The sequence below is a fragment of the Burkholderia oklahomensis C6786 genome (assembly GCF_000959365.1).
GTDB classification, from domain to species: domain Bacteria; phylum Pseudomonadota; class Gammaproteobacteria; order Burkholderiales; family Burkholderiaceae; genus Burkholderia; species Burkholderia oklahomensis.
In genome coordinates this window covers 1,409,267-1,422,650 of the sequence record NZ_CP009555.1, presented here as the reverse complement: position 1 = coordinate 1,422,650, position 13,384 = coordinate 1,409,267, and the positions used below count along the sequence as shown (strand labels likewise).

The following is a 13,384-nucleotide window of genomic DNA, read 5'->3' as shown; positions in this document are numbered from 1 at the left end:
ATGCATTGCAGGTTGCATGCGCTTCGCACGCGCGCCACGCGTGCATCGTGCGAGCGCCATGCGTGCGACGCCGCGTCAATCACGCGCCGCACGCCATGTGCAGCAAGGGTTACGCGCGAATGCCGAGCCGCGTCTTCGCGTCGTCGTATTCGCGCGTGAGCCGCGCGACGAGCTCCGCGACGGACGGAACGTCGTCCATCAGCCCGACGCCCTGTCCCGCGCCCCAGATGTCCTTCCATGCCTTCGCCTTGTCGCCGCCGAAGTTCATCTTCGACTTGTCGGCGACGGGCAGCGCGTCCGGATCGAGGCCCGCGTTCACGATGCTCTCGCGGATGTAGTTGCCGTGCACGCCGGTGAAGAGATTCGTGTAGATGATGTCGGCCGACTTCGCGTCGAGGATCGCGTGCTTGTAGCCGTCGACCGCGTGCGCCTCCTGCGTCGCGATGAAGCGCGTGCCCATGTACGCGAGATCGGCGCCCATCGCCTGCGCGGCGAGGATCGAGCCGCCGTTCGCGATCGAGCCGGACAGCACGATCGGGCCGTCGAAGATCTTGCGGACTTCGCCGACGAGCGCGAACGGCGACGTCGTGCCCGCGTGGCCGCCCGCGCCCGCCGCGACGAGGATCAGGCCGTCCACGCCCGCTTCGAGCGCCTTCTGCGCATGCCGCAGGTTGATCACGTCGTGCAGCACGATGCCGCCGTAGCCGTGCACGGCGTCGACGATCTCGCGCGCGGGCGCGCGCAGGCTCGTGATGAAGATCGGCACCTTGTGCTCGACGCACACGCGGATGTCGTGCTCGAGCCGCACGTTCGACTGATGGACGATCTGGTTCACGGCGATCGGCCCGATCACGGCGTCCGGGTTCGCGGCCCTGTGCTCGGCGAGCTGCGCCTGGAGCTGCGTGAGCCATTCGTCGAGCAATTCGGCCGGGCGCGCGTTGAGTGCGGGGAACGAGCCGACGATGCCCGCCTTGCATTGCGCGAGCACGAGTTCCGGATAGCTGACGATGAACATCGGCGACGCGATGACGGGCAGCGCGAGGTTTTGCAGGATGGCGGGCAGGGCCATGCGGTGTCTCCTGGATCGTCGCCGCGAGTGCGGCAAATGCGTGAGTTCGTTGCGTCGCGGCGGCCCTCGCCAAGGCCCTCGCGCGCGGTCGATATGTTATGTGAGTGTCGTGCCGGCTGCGCGCTCGCGACGAATTAATACGAACGGTCGTGCCATTATAGACGCGCTTCGATGCACGCGCTGCGGCCGGGCTGTCGAATGAGTGCTCTGTTTCTATGCTTTGCGCGGGCCTGCCTGCGGTGACGCGACGATCGCGCTCCTACAATAACGATCACAACAATCCGAGAGAACAAGACCATGTCGTTTGAGGAGTTCGCGCCGTTTCGCGTGACGGCGCAAGACGTCGACATCTTCGGCGTCAAAGGAGGCGCGGGGTCGCCGCTTCTGTTGCTGCACGGCCACCCGCAAACGCACATGATCTGGCATCGCGTCGCTGCGACGCTTGCCAGGCATTTCACCGTGATCGCCACCGATCTGCGCGGCTACGGCGCGTCGGGCAAGCCGGCGAGCGACGCGCAGCACGCGCCGTATTCGAAGCGTGCGATGGCGGCCGATCAGGTCGCGGTGATGCGTCACTTCGGCTTCCCGCGCTTCTACGTGTGCGCGCACGATCGCGGCGCGCGCGTCGCGCATCGGATGGCGCTCGATCATCCGGATGCGGTCGAGCGGATGCTGCTCCTCGACATCGCGCCGACGCTCGCGATGTACGAGCGCACCGATCGCGCGTTCGCGACCGCGTACTTCCACTGGTTCTTCCTGATCCAGCCCGAGCCGCTGCCGGAGACACTGATCGGCGGCAACTCGGATGCGTACGTCGAATCGGTGATGGGCAACCGGTCGGCCGGCCTCGCGCCGTTCTCGCCGGAGGCGCTGCACGCGTATCGCGAAGCGCTGCGGCAGCCGGGCGCCGTGCATGCGATGTGCGAGGACTATCGCGCGTCGGCGACCATCGATCTCGACCACGATCGCGCGGACCTCGAACGCGGTCACAAGGTCGCGTGTCCGCTGCGCGTGCTGTGGGGCGAGAACGGCGTCGTCGGGCGCTGCTTCGAGCCGCTCGACGAATGGCGGCGCGTCGCGCGCGACGTGAGCGGCCGCGCGCTCGCTTGCGGGCACTACATCCCGGAAGAGGCGCCCGTCGCGCTGATCGACGAGATCGTCGCGTTCTTCGAGGCGCGCGAGGTGGCGTGACGCGGCGGCGCGCGACGCGGCGTGAGTCGGGGCGCGCGCAGTGGCGCAAGGCCGGGACGGCAGGGCGCGGTGGGTGGGCGGCGGATCGTTGCCTGTTGCCGATTGCCGCCGGCCGCCGCTGTTGCTGTCGCTCGGACGGCGGCGTGCAGCGGCGGCCGCGTAACGCGCGAGACGGATCGACAGTCGCGCGCGTTACGCGGCGACCGACGGCGACGACTGCCGCGCCCGTCGGCGAGATTTCATCGTCGTGCGACGGGCGACGCGTGCCCACGGCATCCCCGCCGGCGTCGCCGCGTCGCGGGCTGGAGTCCTCGTTTCTCCGATGCGAGCCCCGCGCGGCCTTCACGCGCACGGCTCATCCGTCGATTTCACACGGGGTGGCGCCGCGCTTCGCGTCCGCCCCGCGCATGCGTCAATCCTCTTCGATCACGAGCGGCGGCAAGCGCCGCGCGACGGGCGTCGACTTGACGATCGCCGTGCTCGTCTCCGCGCGCTCGGTCACCTTCGCGAGTATTCCGTCGAGCTGCTCGATCGAGCGCAGATAGAGCCGGCAGACGAAGCAATCGTCTCCCGTCACCTTGTCGCATTCGACGAACTCGGGAATCCGCCGCAGCAATTCCTCGACGAGATGCAACTGGCCGGGCAGCGGCTTCACGCGCACGATCGCCTGCAGCGTGTAGCCGAGCGCGCGCGGATCGAGCTCGACCGTGAAGCGCGCGATCACGCCTTGCGCTTCGAGCCGGCGCAGGCGGTCCGCGGTGCTCGGCGCGGACAATCCGACGCGCCGCGCGAGTTCGCTGACGGGCTGGCGCGCATCGTCGGCGAGCGCGCGCAGCAGTTCGCGGTCGATCGAATCGGGCGTGCTCGCCGCAGGCGGCGGCGAAAGGCGTTTTTGCATGGCAGCCTTCTTTTCAAAGGTGGAAAGACGCATTTCACTCAGTTTAGCGATGGAGATAGGCAAATCAAGTGCCTAGAATCGAAGTCAGGCTTTCCTCTCGCGAGAACTCACATGGCTTCGAACGATATGCGCCGCGGGGCGCTCGAAATGGTGGTCGCAATGCTGATGTCCGGGACGATCGGCTGGCTCGTCGTGTCGTCGCAGCAGCATTTGATGAACGTCGTGTTTTTCCGCTGCCTGTTCGGCGGCGCGACGATGCTGATCATTTGCGCGGCGCTCGGCTTCCTGCGCCGCGATCTGCTGTCGAAGCGCGTCGTCGCGCTCGCCGCGCTCGGCAGCGTCGCGATCGTCGCGAACTGGGTGCTGTTGTTCGCCGCGTACTCGCGCGCGTCGATCTCGATGGCGACGGCCGTCTACAACACGCAGCCGTTCATGCTTGTCGCGCTCGGCGCGATCGTGTTCCGCGAGCGGCTCACCGCGTCGGCCGCGGCGTGGCTCGTGCTCGCGTTCGCGGGGCTCGCGCTCGTCGTGCGCGTCGAGCCCGCGGTGCTCGCGGTGCCCGGCCAGTATCTCGAAGGCGTCGCGCTCGCGCTCGGCGCGGCGTTCCTGTACGCGGTGTCGTCGATCGTCACGAAGCATCTGAAGGGCACGCCGCCGCATCTGCTCGCGCTGTTCCAGACGGGCGTCGGCGTGCTCGCGCTCGCGCCGTTCGTCCGCTACGACGCGCTGCCCGCGACGCCGAGCCAGTGGCTCGACCTCGTCGTGCTCGGCGTCGTCAACACGGGGATCATGTACGTGCTGCTGTACGGCGCGATCCAGAAATTGCCGACCGCGACGATCGGCGCGCTTTCGTTCGTCTATCCGGTCGTCGCGATCGTCGTCGATCGGATCGCGTTCGGGCAGACGCTCGCGTGGAGCCAGGTGTTCGGCGCGGTGTTGATCCTGCTCGCGGCGGCGGGCGTGAATCTCGGCTGGCGGATCGTGCCGGCGCGGCGGATCGAGGCGCGGGGCTGAGCGCGTTGCGCGGAGTGCGCGATGGTGCGGGGCGCGGTGGAAGCGTGTGCGCTTTGTGCTTCGCTTCGGCGCGCGTCGAATGGCGCGGGCGCAGCCCGATCGAGCGGCGAGCATTGGTTGGCGGAAATGCGACGCAAGCCGCGCGTCACGGCGGGCGGCGGCGCTCGCCGCGAACGAAGCGACGCCGGTTGAGCGGCCTGCGGCGGCTTGCCGGGAGGCGAGGCGCGCCTGCCGCGCAAGCGCGACGCGTCAGCGACGACGAGGGCGCGCGGGCACCGCCCGATCGATCGGCGCGCGTCGGTCGACCGGGATCGCGCGCGATGCATGCCCGGTGCGCCGGCGGCGCTCCGGGCAGACTGACGCGCCGCGCGATCGAGCGCCGCATGTCGGCTCGCGCAGACGACATCGCGCACCACGCGAAGCCAGACTGCGGCATTCCGACACGCGCAAGAAAGTTGTAGGGAAACTCCTGATGCGATGCAGCGAGGGCGCTCGTATGATGCGCAGTGACGTTGATCACGTCCACAGAATTCTCATTACGCTCGCCGTTCGCCAGTCTGGCTGAACGGCATTTTTTTGCGCCGCGCCTGCCGCTTGCGGCAACGTGCGCGGGCGCGGCCCGCTGCCGGCGCCGCATCACGCGCAGGCCGTCCGCCGCGCGGCCAGCCGCGCGAGCACCGCGCGCTTCGCGTCGTCGTCGAACTTGCGCCAGCCGGCGATCTCGTCGCGCGTGCGACGGCAGCCTTCGCACCAGCCGGTCTTCGCGTCGATCCTGCAGACGTTCGTGCATGGCGACGGCACGTTCGTGGCCGACGCCGCCGTCGCCTCGCCCGCGGCCACCGCGTTCACCGCCGTCTCGCTCGCCGCCGCACGCGTTGCCGCATCCGTTGCCGCGGTATCGGCCGCTGCCGCGCCAGGCGCCCCGTCGACCTTCGCCGCGCCGCCGGTCTCCGTGATGCCGCTCATGCGTCGCAGCGCTCCGCGACGTCGGCCACCGGCGCGCCCGTCAACGACACCAGCTCCTGCGGAGACAGATTGAACACCGCGTGCGGGTGGCCGGCCGCCGCCCACAGGTTGTCGAGTTCGAGCAGGTCGCGATCGATCAGCATGACGGGCTCGACGAGATGGCCGATCGGGCACACGCCGCCGATCGCGTAGCCGGTGTTGTCGCGCACGAACTTCGCGTCCGCGCGGCCGACTTCGCCGACGTGCGCGGCGACCTTCTTCTCGTCGACGCGATTCGCGCCGCTCGCGACGACGAGCACAGGCGCGCCGTCGGCGCGGCGGCGGAACAGGATCGACTTCGCGATCTGTGCGACCGAGCAGCCGAGACCCGCGGCGGCTTCGGCCGATGTCTTGCCGGTTTCCTCGAGCATCACGATGTCCTTCGCATGGCCGCGCTCGCGCAGCAGCAACGCGACGCGGCGGGCGGAATCGGGAAGCTTGTCGATGGGAGCGGAGGTAGCCATGGGTGCGCTTCGTATTCTCGTAGGGTGGGGCTGATGAGCGCCGCGCGGATCACGCGCAGGCGGGCGGTTCGGCGGCCGCGCGCTGCTTCGCGAGCAGCGCGCGGCCCGCGCGCGACACGTTTGCGCGGCCGATCGCGGTCGAGATGAAATCGCCGGCGGCGACGACCTGGCCGAGATCGACGCCCGTGTCGATGTTCAGGCCGCGCATCATGTACAGCACGTCCTCCGTCGCGACGTTGCCGGTCGCGCCCTTCGCGTACGGGCAGCCGCCGAGGCCCGCGACCGACGCGTGGAAGATCCCGATGCCTTCGAGCAGCGCCGCGTAGATGTTCGCGAGCGCCTGCCCGTAGGTGTCGTGGAAGTGGCCCGACAGCCGTTCGCGCGGAAACGCCTTCGCGACCGCGTCGAGCACCGCGCGCGTGCGGCCCGGCGTGCCGACGCCGATCGTGTCGGCGATGTCGATCTCGTCGCAGCCGAGCGCGGCGAGGCGCTTCACGACGTCGACGACGGCGTCGATCGGCACGTCGCCCTGATACGGGCAGCCGAGCGCGCACGACACGCTCGCGCGCAGCCGCGCGCCCGCGTCCTTCGCCGCGCGCGCGACGGGCTCGAAGCGCGCGATGCTCTCCGCGATGCTGCAGTTGATGTTGCGCTGCGAGAACGCTTCGCTCGCCGCGCCGAAGATCACGACTTCGTCGGCGCGCGCGGCGAGCGCGTTCTCGACGCCCTTCAGGTTCGGCGTGAGCGCCGAGTAGATCGTGCCCGCGCGGCGCTCGATGCCGGCCATCACGTCGGCGCCGTCGGCCATCTGCGGCACCCATTTCGGCGACACGAACGACGCCGCCTCGATGTTGCGGAAACCGGCGCGGGACAGCCGGTTCACGAGCTCGATCTTGACGTCGGTCGGCACGAACGCCTGCTCGTTCTGCAGCCCGTCGCGCGGGCCGACTTCGACGATCTTCACGGATTGGGGGAGCGTCATCCGGGTCTCCTGATTCCTGTCTTCTGATGAATGAGTCGCTGCATGGGGTTCTCCTGCGCGCGTGTCCGCGGGCCGCGGTCAGTAGCCGCGCGCGCGGTCGACGATGCCGCCGATCGGCTCGCCGCGCTCGAGCGCGCCGATCTTCGCGGCGATCTGCTCGACCGCTTCGGCGCGCAGCGTGTCCGCCGAGCAGTGCGGCGTGATCGCGATCCGCGGCTCGCGCCAGAACGGGTGATCTTCGGGCAGCGGCTCGGTCGCGAACACGTCGAGCGTCGCCGCGGCGATGCGGCCGCTCGAGAGCGCGTCGAGCAAATCCGCTTCGACGAGATGCGCGCCGCGCGCAATGTTCACGAGATACGCGCCGTGCGCGAGCTTCGAGAACGCGCGCGCGTTCAGGATGCCGTCGGTGTCGGCCGTGCTCGGCAGCAGGTTCACGAGCAGCTTCACGCCGTCGAGAAACGCGTCGAGCTGCGCGGCGCCCGCGAACGTCGCGATGCCGTCGAGCGTCTTCGCCGCGCGGCTGTAGCCGCGCACCGGCAGCCCGAGCGCCGCGAGCGCGCGCGCGACTTCGGCGCCCAGCGCGCCGAGCCCCAGCACGCCGACGACGAACGTCTCGCGCGGATGCGGCTCGAGCACCCGCCAGCGGCGCTCGCGCTGCAACAGCGCGTATTCGTCGAAGCGGCGCAGATAGCGCAGCGCCGCGTGCGTCGTGTATTCGACCATCTGCCGCGCCATCCCGGCGTCTTCGAGGCGCACGAGCGGCACGTCGCGCGGCAGCATGCCCGGATGCGCGCGTTCGAGCGCGAGCACCGCGTCGACGCCCGCGCCGAGATTGAACACCGCCTTCAGATCCGCGCGCGGCGCGAAGAACGTGCGCGGCGCGCGCCAGACGAGCGCGTAATCGGCGGGCGCGTCGTCGCCGGGCGTCCATGCGCGCAATTGCGCGCCGGGCAGCGCGCGCTCGACGTCGCGCTTCCAGTCTTGCGCGTCCTGATGCGGCGTATAAAGCAGAATTCGCATGCGTCTACTTCGCGAACATTTGGCCGATGTCGGCGAATGCCTTGAATTCCAGCGCGTTGCCGCACGGATCGAAGAAGAACATCGTCGCCTGCTCGCCGACCTCGCCCTTGAAGCGGACGTGCGGCTCGATCACGAATACCGTGCCTGCCGCCTTCAGCTTGTCGGCGAGCGCGTGCCATTCGTCCATCGACAGCACGACGCCGAAATGGCGCACCGGCACGTCGTCGCCGTCCACCGGGTTGACGGCCGAGCGGCCTGTCTCGTCGGGCGCGAGATGCGCGACGAGCTGATGTCCGAAGAAATCGAAATCGACCCAGCGATCGGAACTGCGGCCTTCCGGGCAGCCGAGCAGGCTGCCGTAGAAGCGGCGCGCGTGCTCGAGGCTCGTGACCGGAAAGGCGAGATGAAACGGGCGCAACGCGCCGCGCGGCGTGGCGGACATGCATTGTCTCCTCTAAATGAAGCCCTCATTCTACGGTTTTGCCGCGCGTTGCGTCGCCATGCGCGGAAATGCAAAGCACAAAAAAATGGTTCGCCGCGCGCGGCGCGCACGCGACAATCGACGCCAGGCTCCTAGCTTCGCGAGGGACACATGCGCTCATGCAGCAAATCGACGTGGCCGCCGCGGCTCGTCACGGTACCCGGCCTGCACGGCAGCGAAGGCGCGCACTGGCAGACCTGGCTCGAAAGACAGTTCGCGCGCGCGCTGCGCGTCGAACAGGACGACTGGGACGCGCCGCATCTCGCGCGCTGGGCGCAGAACGTGCGCGATCTGCTCGCGCGCGAGCGCGGGCCGTTCGTGCTCGCCGCGCACAGCTTCGGCTGCCTCGCGGCCGCGCATGCGCTCGCGCGGCACGCGTCGGCCGCGGATGCGCCGGCGGCGGACATCGCCGGCGTGCTGTTCGTCGCGCCGGCGAATCCGCGCAAGTTCGCGTTCGCGGGCGACTTCGATCCGCGGCGCCTGGCCGTGCCGTCGATCGTGATCGGCAGCGAAACCGATCCGTGGATGACGCTCGCCGACGCGCGCGAGTTCGCGCACCGGCTCGGCAGCGCGTTCGTCAATCTCGGCGACGCCGGGCACATCAACACCGCGGCGGGCTACGGGCCGTGGCCGCGCGCGAAACATCTCGTCGATACGCTCGTGCATTGCGCGGCGCCGCTGCGGTTTCGCGACGACGCGCCGGAAGCCGGCGCGATCGCGCGCGATGCGCTCGTGACGGCGGCTTGATGCATTCGCCGCAATCGCCGGGCGCGGCGCTTCAGGCCGCCCGGACGAGCTGCTCGACGGCGACGCGCGTCGCGTGCGTGAGCGGCTGCGGCAGTTCGTTCAGCGCGAACCAGCCGAATGCGTCGTGCTTGTCCGGCTCGACGATGCGCGGCTCGCCCGCGAACGCGCTCGCGCGATAAACGGGCGCGACCCAGTGCTCTCGATTGGCGGCGTCGATGTGATCGACGACGCACAGCAGCGTGACGCGTTCGAGCGCGATCGCCAGCTCCTCTTCGATTTCCCGACACACCGCGCGCTCGACGGGCTCGAGCCAGTCGACCTTGCCGCCCGGCAAGCCCCAGCAGCCCGCTTCGGGCGCGCGCTTGCGCTTGATCAGCAAAATCCGGCCGTCGCGGACAATGGCGGCGCCGCAGCCGACGCGGGGTTGTTCGGTGTGTTGCATGGGGTCCTCGTGAATTGGGTCGTGCGGTCTGGCGTGCGGACGTCGTGAGGCGCCGCGCGTCGCGGAGGCGGGTTGCTCGTCGGGCGGCGGCCTCGGTGTTCGCTGTGCCGCAGAAGCGGCGTCGCTGTCGCTGCGGGGGACGCGCGGTTGCCGGCATCGTACGCGCCGTGCCGCGAAGACTTGCGGTCTTTGTCGTGGCGGCGTTGCAAGCGATGCGATGCGTTCGAACCCGCGAACACCGGTTCGCGGCGTCGCGATGCGGCGCAAGCCGTATGCCGCGCGATATCGTATCGGATCGACGCGCATCGACCAAGTTGACCCCGCGCGGAATCGGCTGGCGCGATGCGCGAGCGATGCGCTGCTGCGCGCTGCCGTGGCGCGGTGCATGATGCGTCGACGTGTCGTGACGCACGACTCGCGGCAATGCCATGCGAGACATTGCCGCGATGCGCGGCCGGGAAAAGCCCTGGATGAACGAAGCACTATCCGCGCGTTGCGACGTGCATAACGCGTAGAGCGCGTGCGTTGCGCGGCGACGTTTCTTGCGCGCGTTCGCGGTCGGTTTGTCGCGACGCACGATGGATGAAATCGAGCCGCAGATCGTCGCGACATCCCGCCATGAAAAACACCCCAAGGACCGGAACCGCGCCCGATTCCTGAAGTGCGATGTGCGTCACGTCATGTCTTCGGAAACGATGTTCGGCGCACGCAGCGCGCATCCGAATTTCCCTTCGACGCTTGTGGTCGCGTGCTTTTCTTTCCGCATCGAACCGCATCGAACCGCGTCGATCGTGCGACGGCGCCCGCCACGCCCGCCGTCGCACGCGCACCCGTCAGGCGGTGACGGGCGCGACCGCCGCCGGATCGGAATAGCTCGTCTTGCCGTTCTCGACGTGGCCCGCGAAGCGGCGCACGAACTTGCCCGTCGCGCCGTCCGACACCGTCACGTCGTACCAGTGGTGGCTCGGCGCGAGCGCCCATTGCTCGATCCGCTCGTCGCCGCCGCGCAGTGCGAGCTGGCGCGACTGCGCGCCGTACGCGTTGTCGGTCAGCGTCAGCTGCACGCTCTGTCCGCCGTGATTCTGCAGCTTCAGATACAGGTTGCCGTTCGCGACGTCGTAGCCCGCCTTCACTTCCGGATGCGCGGCCGCGTGCCGGCCATGGCCCTCGGCGGCGGCGACGCCCTCGAACACGCGCACGAAGCCGTTCGGGCCGTACACCGAGAACGCGTACGCGCCGTTCGTCGCGCCCAGATCGAACTCGTCGTGCAGCGAACGATGCGCGCCGACCGTATAGCGCCACGGGCCGTCGCTGCGGTTCGACGCGTACACGTAGAAGTGCGCGCCTTGCTCGCCGCGATTCGCGAACTCGAGCCGCAAGCGCGCGCCGCCGTGCACCGACGCGTTCACGTGCAGCTCGTACGGCAGCGCGCGCGCCGGGCGCACGCCGGGCTCCTGCGGATCGACGGGGCTCGGCGCGGCGGGCACGGTCGGCGCGGGCTTCGTCGAGCAAAGCTGATCGGCGATCGACCGATAGTTGCTCGTGTCGGGCAGCGGCGGCAGCGTCGCGTCCGGCGTGCGGAAGTCGAACGCGGACGTGAGATCGCCGCACACGGCGCGGCGCCACGGCGTGATGTTCGGCTCGTCGATTCCGAAGCGCGCGGCGATGAAGCGGATCACCGACGTGTGGTCGAACACCTGCGAGCAGACGAAGCCGCCCTTCGTCCACGGCGACACGACCGTCATCGGCACGCGCGGGCCGAGGCCGTACGGCAGGCCGTCGGCGGTGTAGCTGCCGCCGCGGCCCGGATTCACGACGTTGTGGATCTCGCCGTCGACGGTGACGGTGGACAGGCCCTGCGCGCGCGTCGTCGCCGGCTGCGGCGGCACGACGTGATCGAAGAAGCCGTCGTTCTCGTCGTACATGATGAAGAGCACGGTCTTGCGCCACACGTCGGGGTTCGACGTCAGCGCGTCGAGGATCTGCGACGTGTAGTTTGCGCCGTAAGCGGGCGTGTACTTCGGATGCTCGGAGAACGCGGCGGGCGGCAGCAGCCACGACACCTGCGGCAGCTTGTTCGCGAGCACGTCGGCCTTCAGGTCGTCGAGCGTGCGCGCCGTCTGCGCGCGCTGATACAGCGACGAGCCCGGCTTCGCGTTGATGAAGTTCGCGAAGTTCTGCAGGACGTTCGTCCCGTAGTTGCCGTTCAGCGGATCGCTGCCCGTCGTGCCTTGCTGATAGATCTGCCACGAGATGCCGTTCGCTTCGAGACGCTCGGGATACGTCGTCCACGTGAGCAGGTCGTACTTCGGCGGCACGTCGCCGTCGACGTAGTCGTTGTTGTCGAGGAGCGGACCGCCGTACCTGCCGGTCGGGTCGACGGTGCCCGTCATCAGATACGAGCGGTTCGGATGCGTCGGGCCGGGCAGCGAGCAGAAGTAGTTGTCGCAGACGGTGAACGCATCGGCGAGCGCGTAGTGGAACGGGATGTCCTCGCGCACGTGATAGCCCATCGTCATGTCGGTCTTGTTCGCGGGCCACCGGTCGTAGCGGCCGCCGTCGATCGCCGCGTGTGTCTTGTACCACGAGTGATCGAGGTCGCCGATGCATTGCGCGCTCGTCGTCAGCGTGTTCAGGCGAAACGGCAGCACGGGTCTCGACGGATCCGCCTTCGACGGCTGATACCAGACCGGCTTGCCGTTCGGCAGCGCGATCGGGAAGCGGTCGTTGTAGCCGCGCACGCCGCGCAGGTGTCCGAAGTAATGGTCGAACGAACGGTTTTCTTGCATGAACACGACGATGTGCTCGACATCGCGGATCGTGCCCGTGCGCGACGCGGCGGGGATCGCGAGCGCGCGGCGGATCGATTCGGGGAACACGGTGAGCGCGGCGGCGGCGCTCGCGGATTGCGCAACGGCATGCAGGAAACGGCGGCGGCTTTCTGACGTCATGTTTTCACCTTGGGCTCTGCGGAGAAGAGGGCTCGGCGGAACGCGATCAGCCAGGATTCGATGCGGGATGCGCGGATGCCGCCGTCGCGCCGGATGCGTCGTCGGCTTCGTCTTCGGGCGGGTAGTGGATCACGGGCGTCGCGAGCGGCGCGCTCGCGGACGCGGTGCGGCCGGCTGCGGCGCCGCCGTTGAACGCATTGGCGGCGGCGCCCGGCAGCGACGCCGTTTGCGCGTCGGCGTTCGTCTCCGCGCGGGCGTGGGACGCGTCGTCGCTGCACGCAGCGGCGAGCGGCACGACGCAAAGTGCGGCGACGAAGGCGGCGAGACGCTGGCGCATCAAGGTGTCTCCTGAAGGATCGCGAGTCGTGGTCGTCCGCTAGTATGAGGAAACGATGCGTCGGTTACGTGAACCGTTTGCGACCGCCATATTATGACGATCGGCTTTCGGGCGGCCGGCAGCCGGCGGCGTCGGCTGCGGACCGGCTGCGCGGCGTCTTGCGGCGCGTCTCGTCGCGCTGCCAGTCGAGCCGCGCGGCGCCCGTCAATTGGTCGATTCGTCCACCGCGGCTTTGCTGCGAAACGTCGACGATTGACAACGGCACCCTCGACCCCTCAAACCGGCACCTCCGAAGTCAACTTCACCTTCTGCAGCGGAATCTCGGTCTTCACGCTCTGCACGCCTTTGATCCGCGTCAGATGATGCATCTGGAATTGCCGGTAGTCGTCGATGTCGGCGGCGACGACTCGCAGCAGGAAATCGCAGTCGCCCGCCATCAGGTGGCACTCGACGACCTGCGGCAGTTGCCGGACCGCTTCGGCGAAGTGATCGACCGTGTCGGCGTCCTGCTCCTTCAGCCAGACGCGCGTGAACACGGTCAACCCCTTGCCGACCTTCGCGGGATTGAGCACCGCGACGTACCGTTCGATCACGCCGGCTTCCTCGAGCAGCCGGACTCGTCTGAGGCACGGCGAAGGCGACAGGCCGACCTCTTTCGCGAGCTCGACGTTCTGCAGCCGGCCGTCGCGTTGCAGGGCTTGCAGGATGCGTCGATCGATGGCGTCAAGTTTCATTGAAATCTGATTCCAGGAAGATTGGAAAAATAGGCCGTTCATACCAATT

The 13,384-nt window shown here is 68.9% G+C and carries 14 protein-coding genes; 3 read left to right on the top strand and 11 right to left on the bottom strand.

Annotated features, from left to right (window positions below):
* Positions 1 to 109: 109 nt before the first annotated feature.
* Complete coding sequence (locus BG90_RS06305; RefSeq protein ID WP_010101180.1) at positions 110 to 1,069, bottom strand: NAD(P)H-dependent flavin oxidoreductase; 960 nt, start codon at positions 1,067 to 1,069, stop codon at positions 110 to 112.
* A 297-nt stretch (positions 1,070 to 1,366) separates the two neighbouring features.
* Here BG90_RS06305 and BG90_RS06300 point away from each other — a divergent pair, with 297 nt between their 5' ends.
* Positions 1,367 to 2,260, top strand: a complete 894-nt coding sequence (locus BG90_RS06300) for an alpha/beta fold hydrolase (RefSeq protein ID WP_010101181.1) — start codon at positions 1,367 to 1,369, stop codon at positions 2,258 to 2,260.
* Between the two features lie 412 nt (positions 2,261 to 2,672).
* Here BG90_RS06300 and BG90_RS06295 read toward each other — a convergent pair whose 3' ends face one another.
* On the bottom strand, positions 2,673 to 3,158 hold the full coding sequence (locus BG90_RS06295; protein ID WP_010101182.1) for an Lrp/AsnC family transcriptional regulator: 486 nt from the start codon (positions 3,156 to 3,158) through the stop codon (positions 2,673 to 2,675).
* A 111-nt stretch (positions 3,159 to 3,269) separates the two neighbouring features.
* On the opposite strand from BG90_RS06295, the gene BG90_RS06290 reads away from it, so the two are divergent.
* Positions 3,270 to 4,172 (top strand): DMT family transporter, encoded by a 903-nt coding sequence (locus BG90_RS06290; RefSeq protein WP_025989607.1) that lies wholly within the window; start codon positions 3,270 to 3,272, stop codon positions 4,170 to 4,172.
* A gap of 636 nt (positions 4,173 to 4,808) precedes the next feature.
* Here BG90_RS06290 and BG90_RS37235 read toward each other — a convergent pair.
* From BG90_RS37235 to BG90_RS06265, 5 genes are all read right to left on the bottom strand, one after another.
* Complete coding sequence (locus BG90_RS37235) at positions 4,809 to 5,138, bottom strand: DUF1289 domain-containing protein (RefSeq protein ID WP_010113563.1); 330 nt, start codon at positions 5,136 to 5,138, stop codon at positions 4,809 to 4,811.
* The gene (locus BG90_RS06280) at positions 5,135 to 5,641 is read right to left on the bottom strand and encodes a YbaK/EbsC family protein (RefSeq protein ID WP_010113565.1); all 507 of its coding nucleotides are present in this window, start codon (positions 5,639 to 5,641) and stop codon (positions 5,135 to 5,137) included. Before BG90_RS06280 ends, BG90_RS37235 begins: the two co-directional genes overlap by 4 nt.
* 49 nt (positions 5,642 to 5,690) lie before the next feature.
* Positions 5,691 to 6,623 carry a hydroxymethylglutaryl-CoA lyase gene (locus tag BG90_RS06275; protein WP_010101189.1) on the bottom strand — a complete coding sequence of 311 codons (933 nt, stop codon included), beginning with the start codon at positions 6,621 to 6,623 and terminating at the stop codon, positions 5,691 to 5,693.
* A gap of 78 nt (positions 6,624 to 6,701) precedes the next feature.
* The gene (locus tag BG90_RS06270) at positions 6,702 to 7,643 is read right to left on the bottom strand and encodes a 2-hydroxyacid dehydrogenase (protein WP_010113567.1); all 942 of its coding nucleotides are present in this window, start codon (positions 7,641 to 7,643) and stop codon (positions 6,702 to 6,704) included.
* A 4-nt stretch (positions 7,644 to 7,647) separates the two neighbouring features.
* The gene (locus BG90_RS06265; protein ID WP_010113568.1) at positions 7,648 to 8,085 is read right to left on the bottom strand and encodes a VOC family protein; all 438 of its coding nucleotides are present in this window, start codon (positions 8,083 to 8,085) and stop codon (positions 7,648 to 7,650) included.
* Positions 8,086 to 8,235: 150 nt separating this feature from the next.
* On the opposite strand from BG90_RS06265, the gene BG90_RS06260 reads away from it, so the two are divergent.
* The gene (locus BG90_RS06260; RefSeq protein ID WP_010113570.1) at positions 8,236 to 8,871 is read left to right on the top strand and encodes an RBBP9/YdeN family alpha/beta hydrolase; all 636 of its coding nucleotides are present in this window, start codon (positions 8,236 to 8,238) and stop codon (positions 8,869 to 8,871) included.
* A gap of 31 nt (positions 8,872 to 8,902) precedes the next feature.
* Here the strand turns inward: BG90_RS06260 and BG90_RS06255 are convergent, their stop codons facing one another.
* The 4 genes from BG90_RS06255 to BG90_RS06240 all read right to left on the bottom strand — a co-directional run bounded on the left by BG90_RS06255 (position 8,903) and on the right by BG90_RS06240 (position 13,335).
* Positions 8,903 to 9,313, bottom strand: coding sequence for an NUDIX hydrolase (locus tag BG90_RS06255; protein WP_010101197.1), 411 nt, complete (start codon positions 9,311 to 9,313; stop codon positions 8,903 to 8,905).
* A gap of 833 nt (positions 9,314 to 10,146) precedes the next feature.
* Entirely contained in the window at positions 10,147 to 12,264 is a 2,118-nt protein-coding gene (locus BG90_RS06250; RefSeq protein WP_010113571.1) for a phosphocholine-specific phospholipase C, read from the bottom strand.
* Between the two features lie 46 nt (positions 12,265 to 12,310).
* Entirely contained in the window at positions 12,311 to 12,601 is a 291-nt protein-coding gene (locus BG90_RS06245; RefSeq protein WP_010113573.1) for a hypothetical protein, read from the bottom strand.
* A gap of 275 nt (positions 12,602 to 12,876) precedes the next feature.
* Positions 12,877 to 13,335, bottom strand: coding sequence for an Lrp/AsnC family transcriptional regulator (locus BG90_RS06240; RefSeq protein WP_010101216.1), 459 nt, complete (start codon positions 13,333 to 13,335; stop codon positions 12,877 to 12,879).
* Positions 13,336 to 13,384 lie beyond the last annotated feature (49 nt).

Excerpts from the sequence above, each read along its gene's own strand:
- BG90_RS06305 (WP_010101180.1), bottom strand. The coding sequence starts at position 1,069 with ATGGCCCTGCCCGCCATCCTGCAAAACCTCGCGCTGCCCGTCATCGCG.
- BG90_RS06300 (WP_010101181.1), top strand. The coding sequence starts at position 1,367 with ATGTCGTTTGAGGAGTTCGCGCCGTTTCGCGTGACGGCGCAAGACGTC.
- BG90_RS06295 (WP_010101182.1), bottom strand. The coding sequence starts at position 3,158 with ATGCAAAAACGCCTTTCGCCGCCGCCTGCGGCGAGCACGCCCGATTCG.
- BG90_RS06290 (WP_025989607.1), top strand. The coding sequence starts at position 3,270 with ATGGCTTCGAACGATATGCGCCGCGGGGCGCTCGAAATGGTGGTCGCA.
- BG90_RS37235 (WP_010113563.1), bottom strand. The coding sequence starts at position 5,138 with ATGAGCGGCATCACGGAGACCGGCGGCGCGGCGAAGGTCGACGGGGCG.
- BG90_RS06280 (WP_010113565.1), bottom strand. The coding sequence starts at position 5,641 with ATGGCTACCTCCGCTCCCATCGACAAGCTTCCCGATTCCGCCCGCCGC.
- BG90_RS06275 (WP_010101189.1), bottom strand. The coding sequence starts at position 6,623 with ATGACGCTCCCCCAATCCGTGAAGATCGTCGAAGTCGGCCCGCGCGAC.
- BG90_RS06270 (WP_010113567.1), bottom strand. The coding sequence starts at position 7,643 with ATGCGAATTCTGCTTTATACGCCGCATCAGGACGCGCAAGACTGGAAG.
- BG90_RS06265 (WP_010113568.1), bottom strand. The coding sequence starts at position 8,085 with ATGTCCGCCACGCCGCGCGGCGCGTTGCGCCCGTTTCATCTCGCCTTT.
- BG90_RS06260 (WP_010113570.1), top strand. The coding sequence starts at position 8,236 with ATGCGCTCATGCAGCAAATCGACGTGGCCGCCGCGGCTCGTCACGGTA.
- BG90_RS06255 (WP_010101197.1), bottom strand. The coding sequence starts at position 9,313 with ATGCAACACACCGAACAACCCCGCGTCGGCTGCGGCGCCGCCATTGTC.
- BG90_RS06250 (WP_010113571.1), bottom strand. The coding sequence starts at position 12,264 with ATGACGTCAGAAAGCCGCCGCCGTTTCCTGCATGCCGTTGCGCAATCC.
- BG90_RS06245 (WP_010113573.1), bottom strand. The coding sequence starts at position 12,601 with ATGCGCCAGCGTCTCGCCGCCTTCGTCGCCGCACTTTGCGTCGTGCCG.
- BG90_RS06240 (WP_010101216.1), bottom strand. The coding sequence starts at position 13,335 with ATGAAACTTGACGCCATCGATCGACGCATCCTGCAAGCCCTGCAACGC.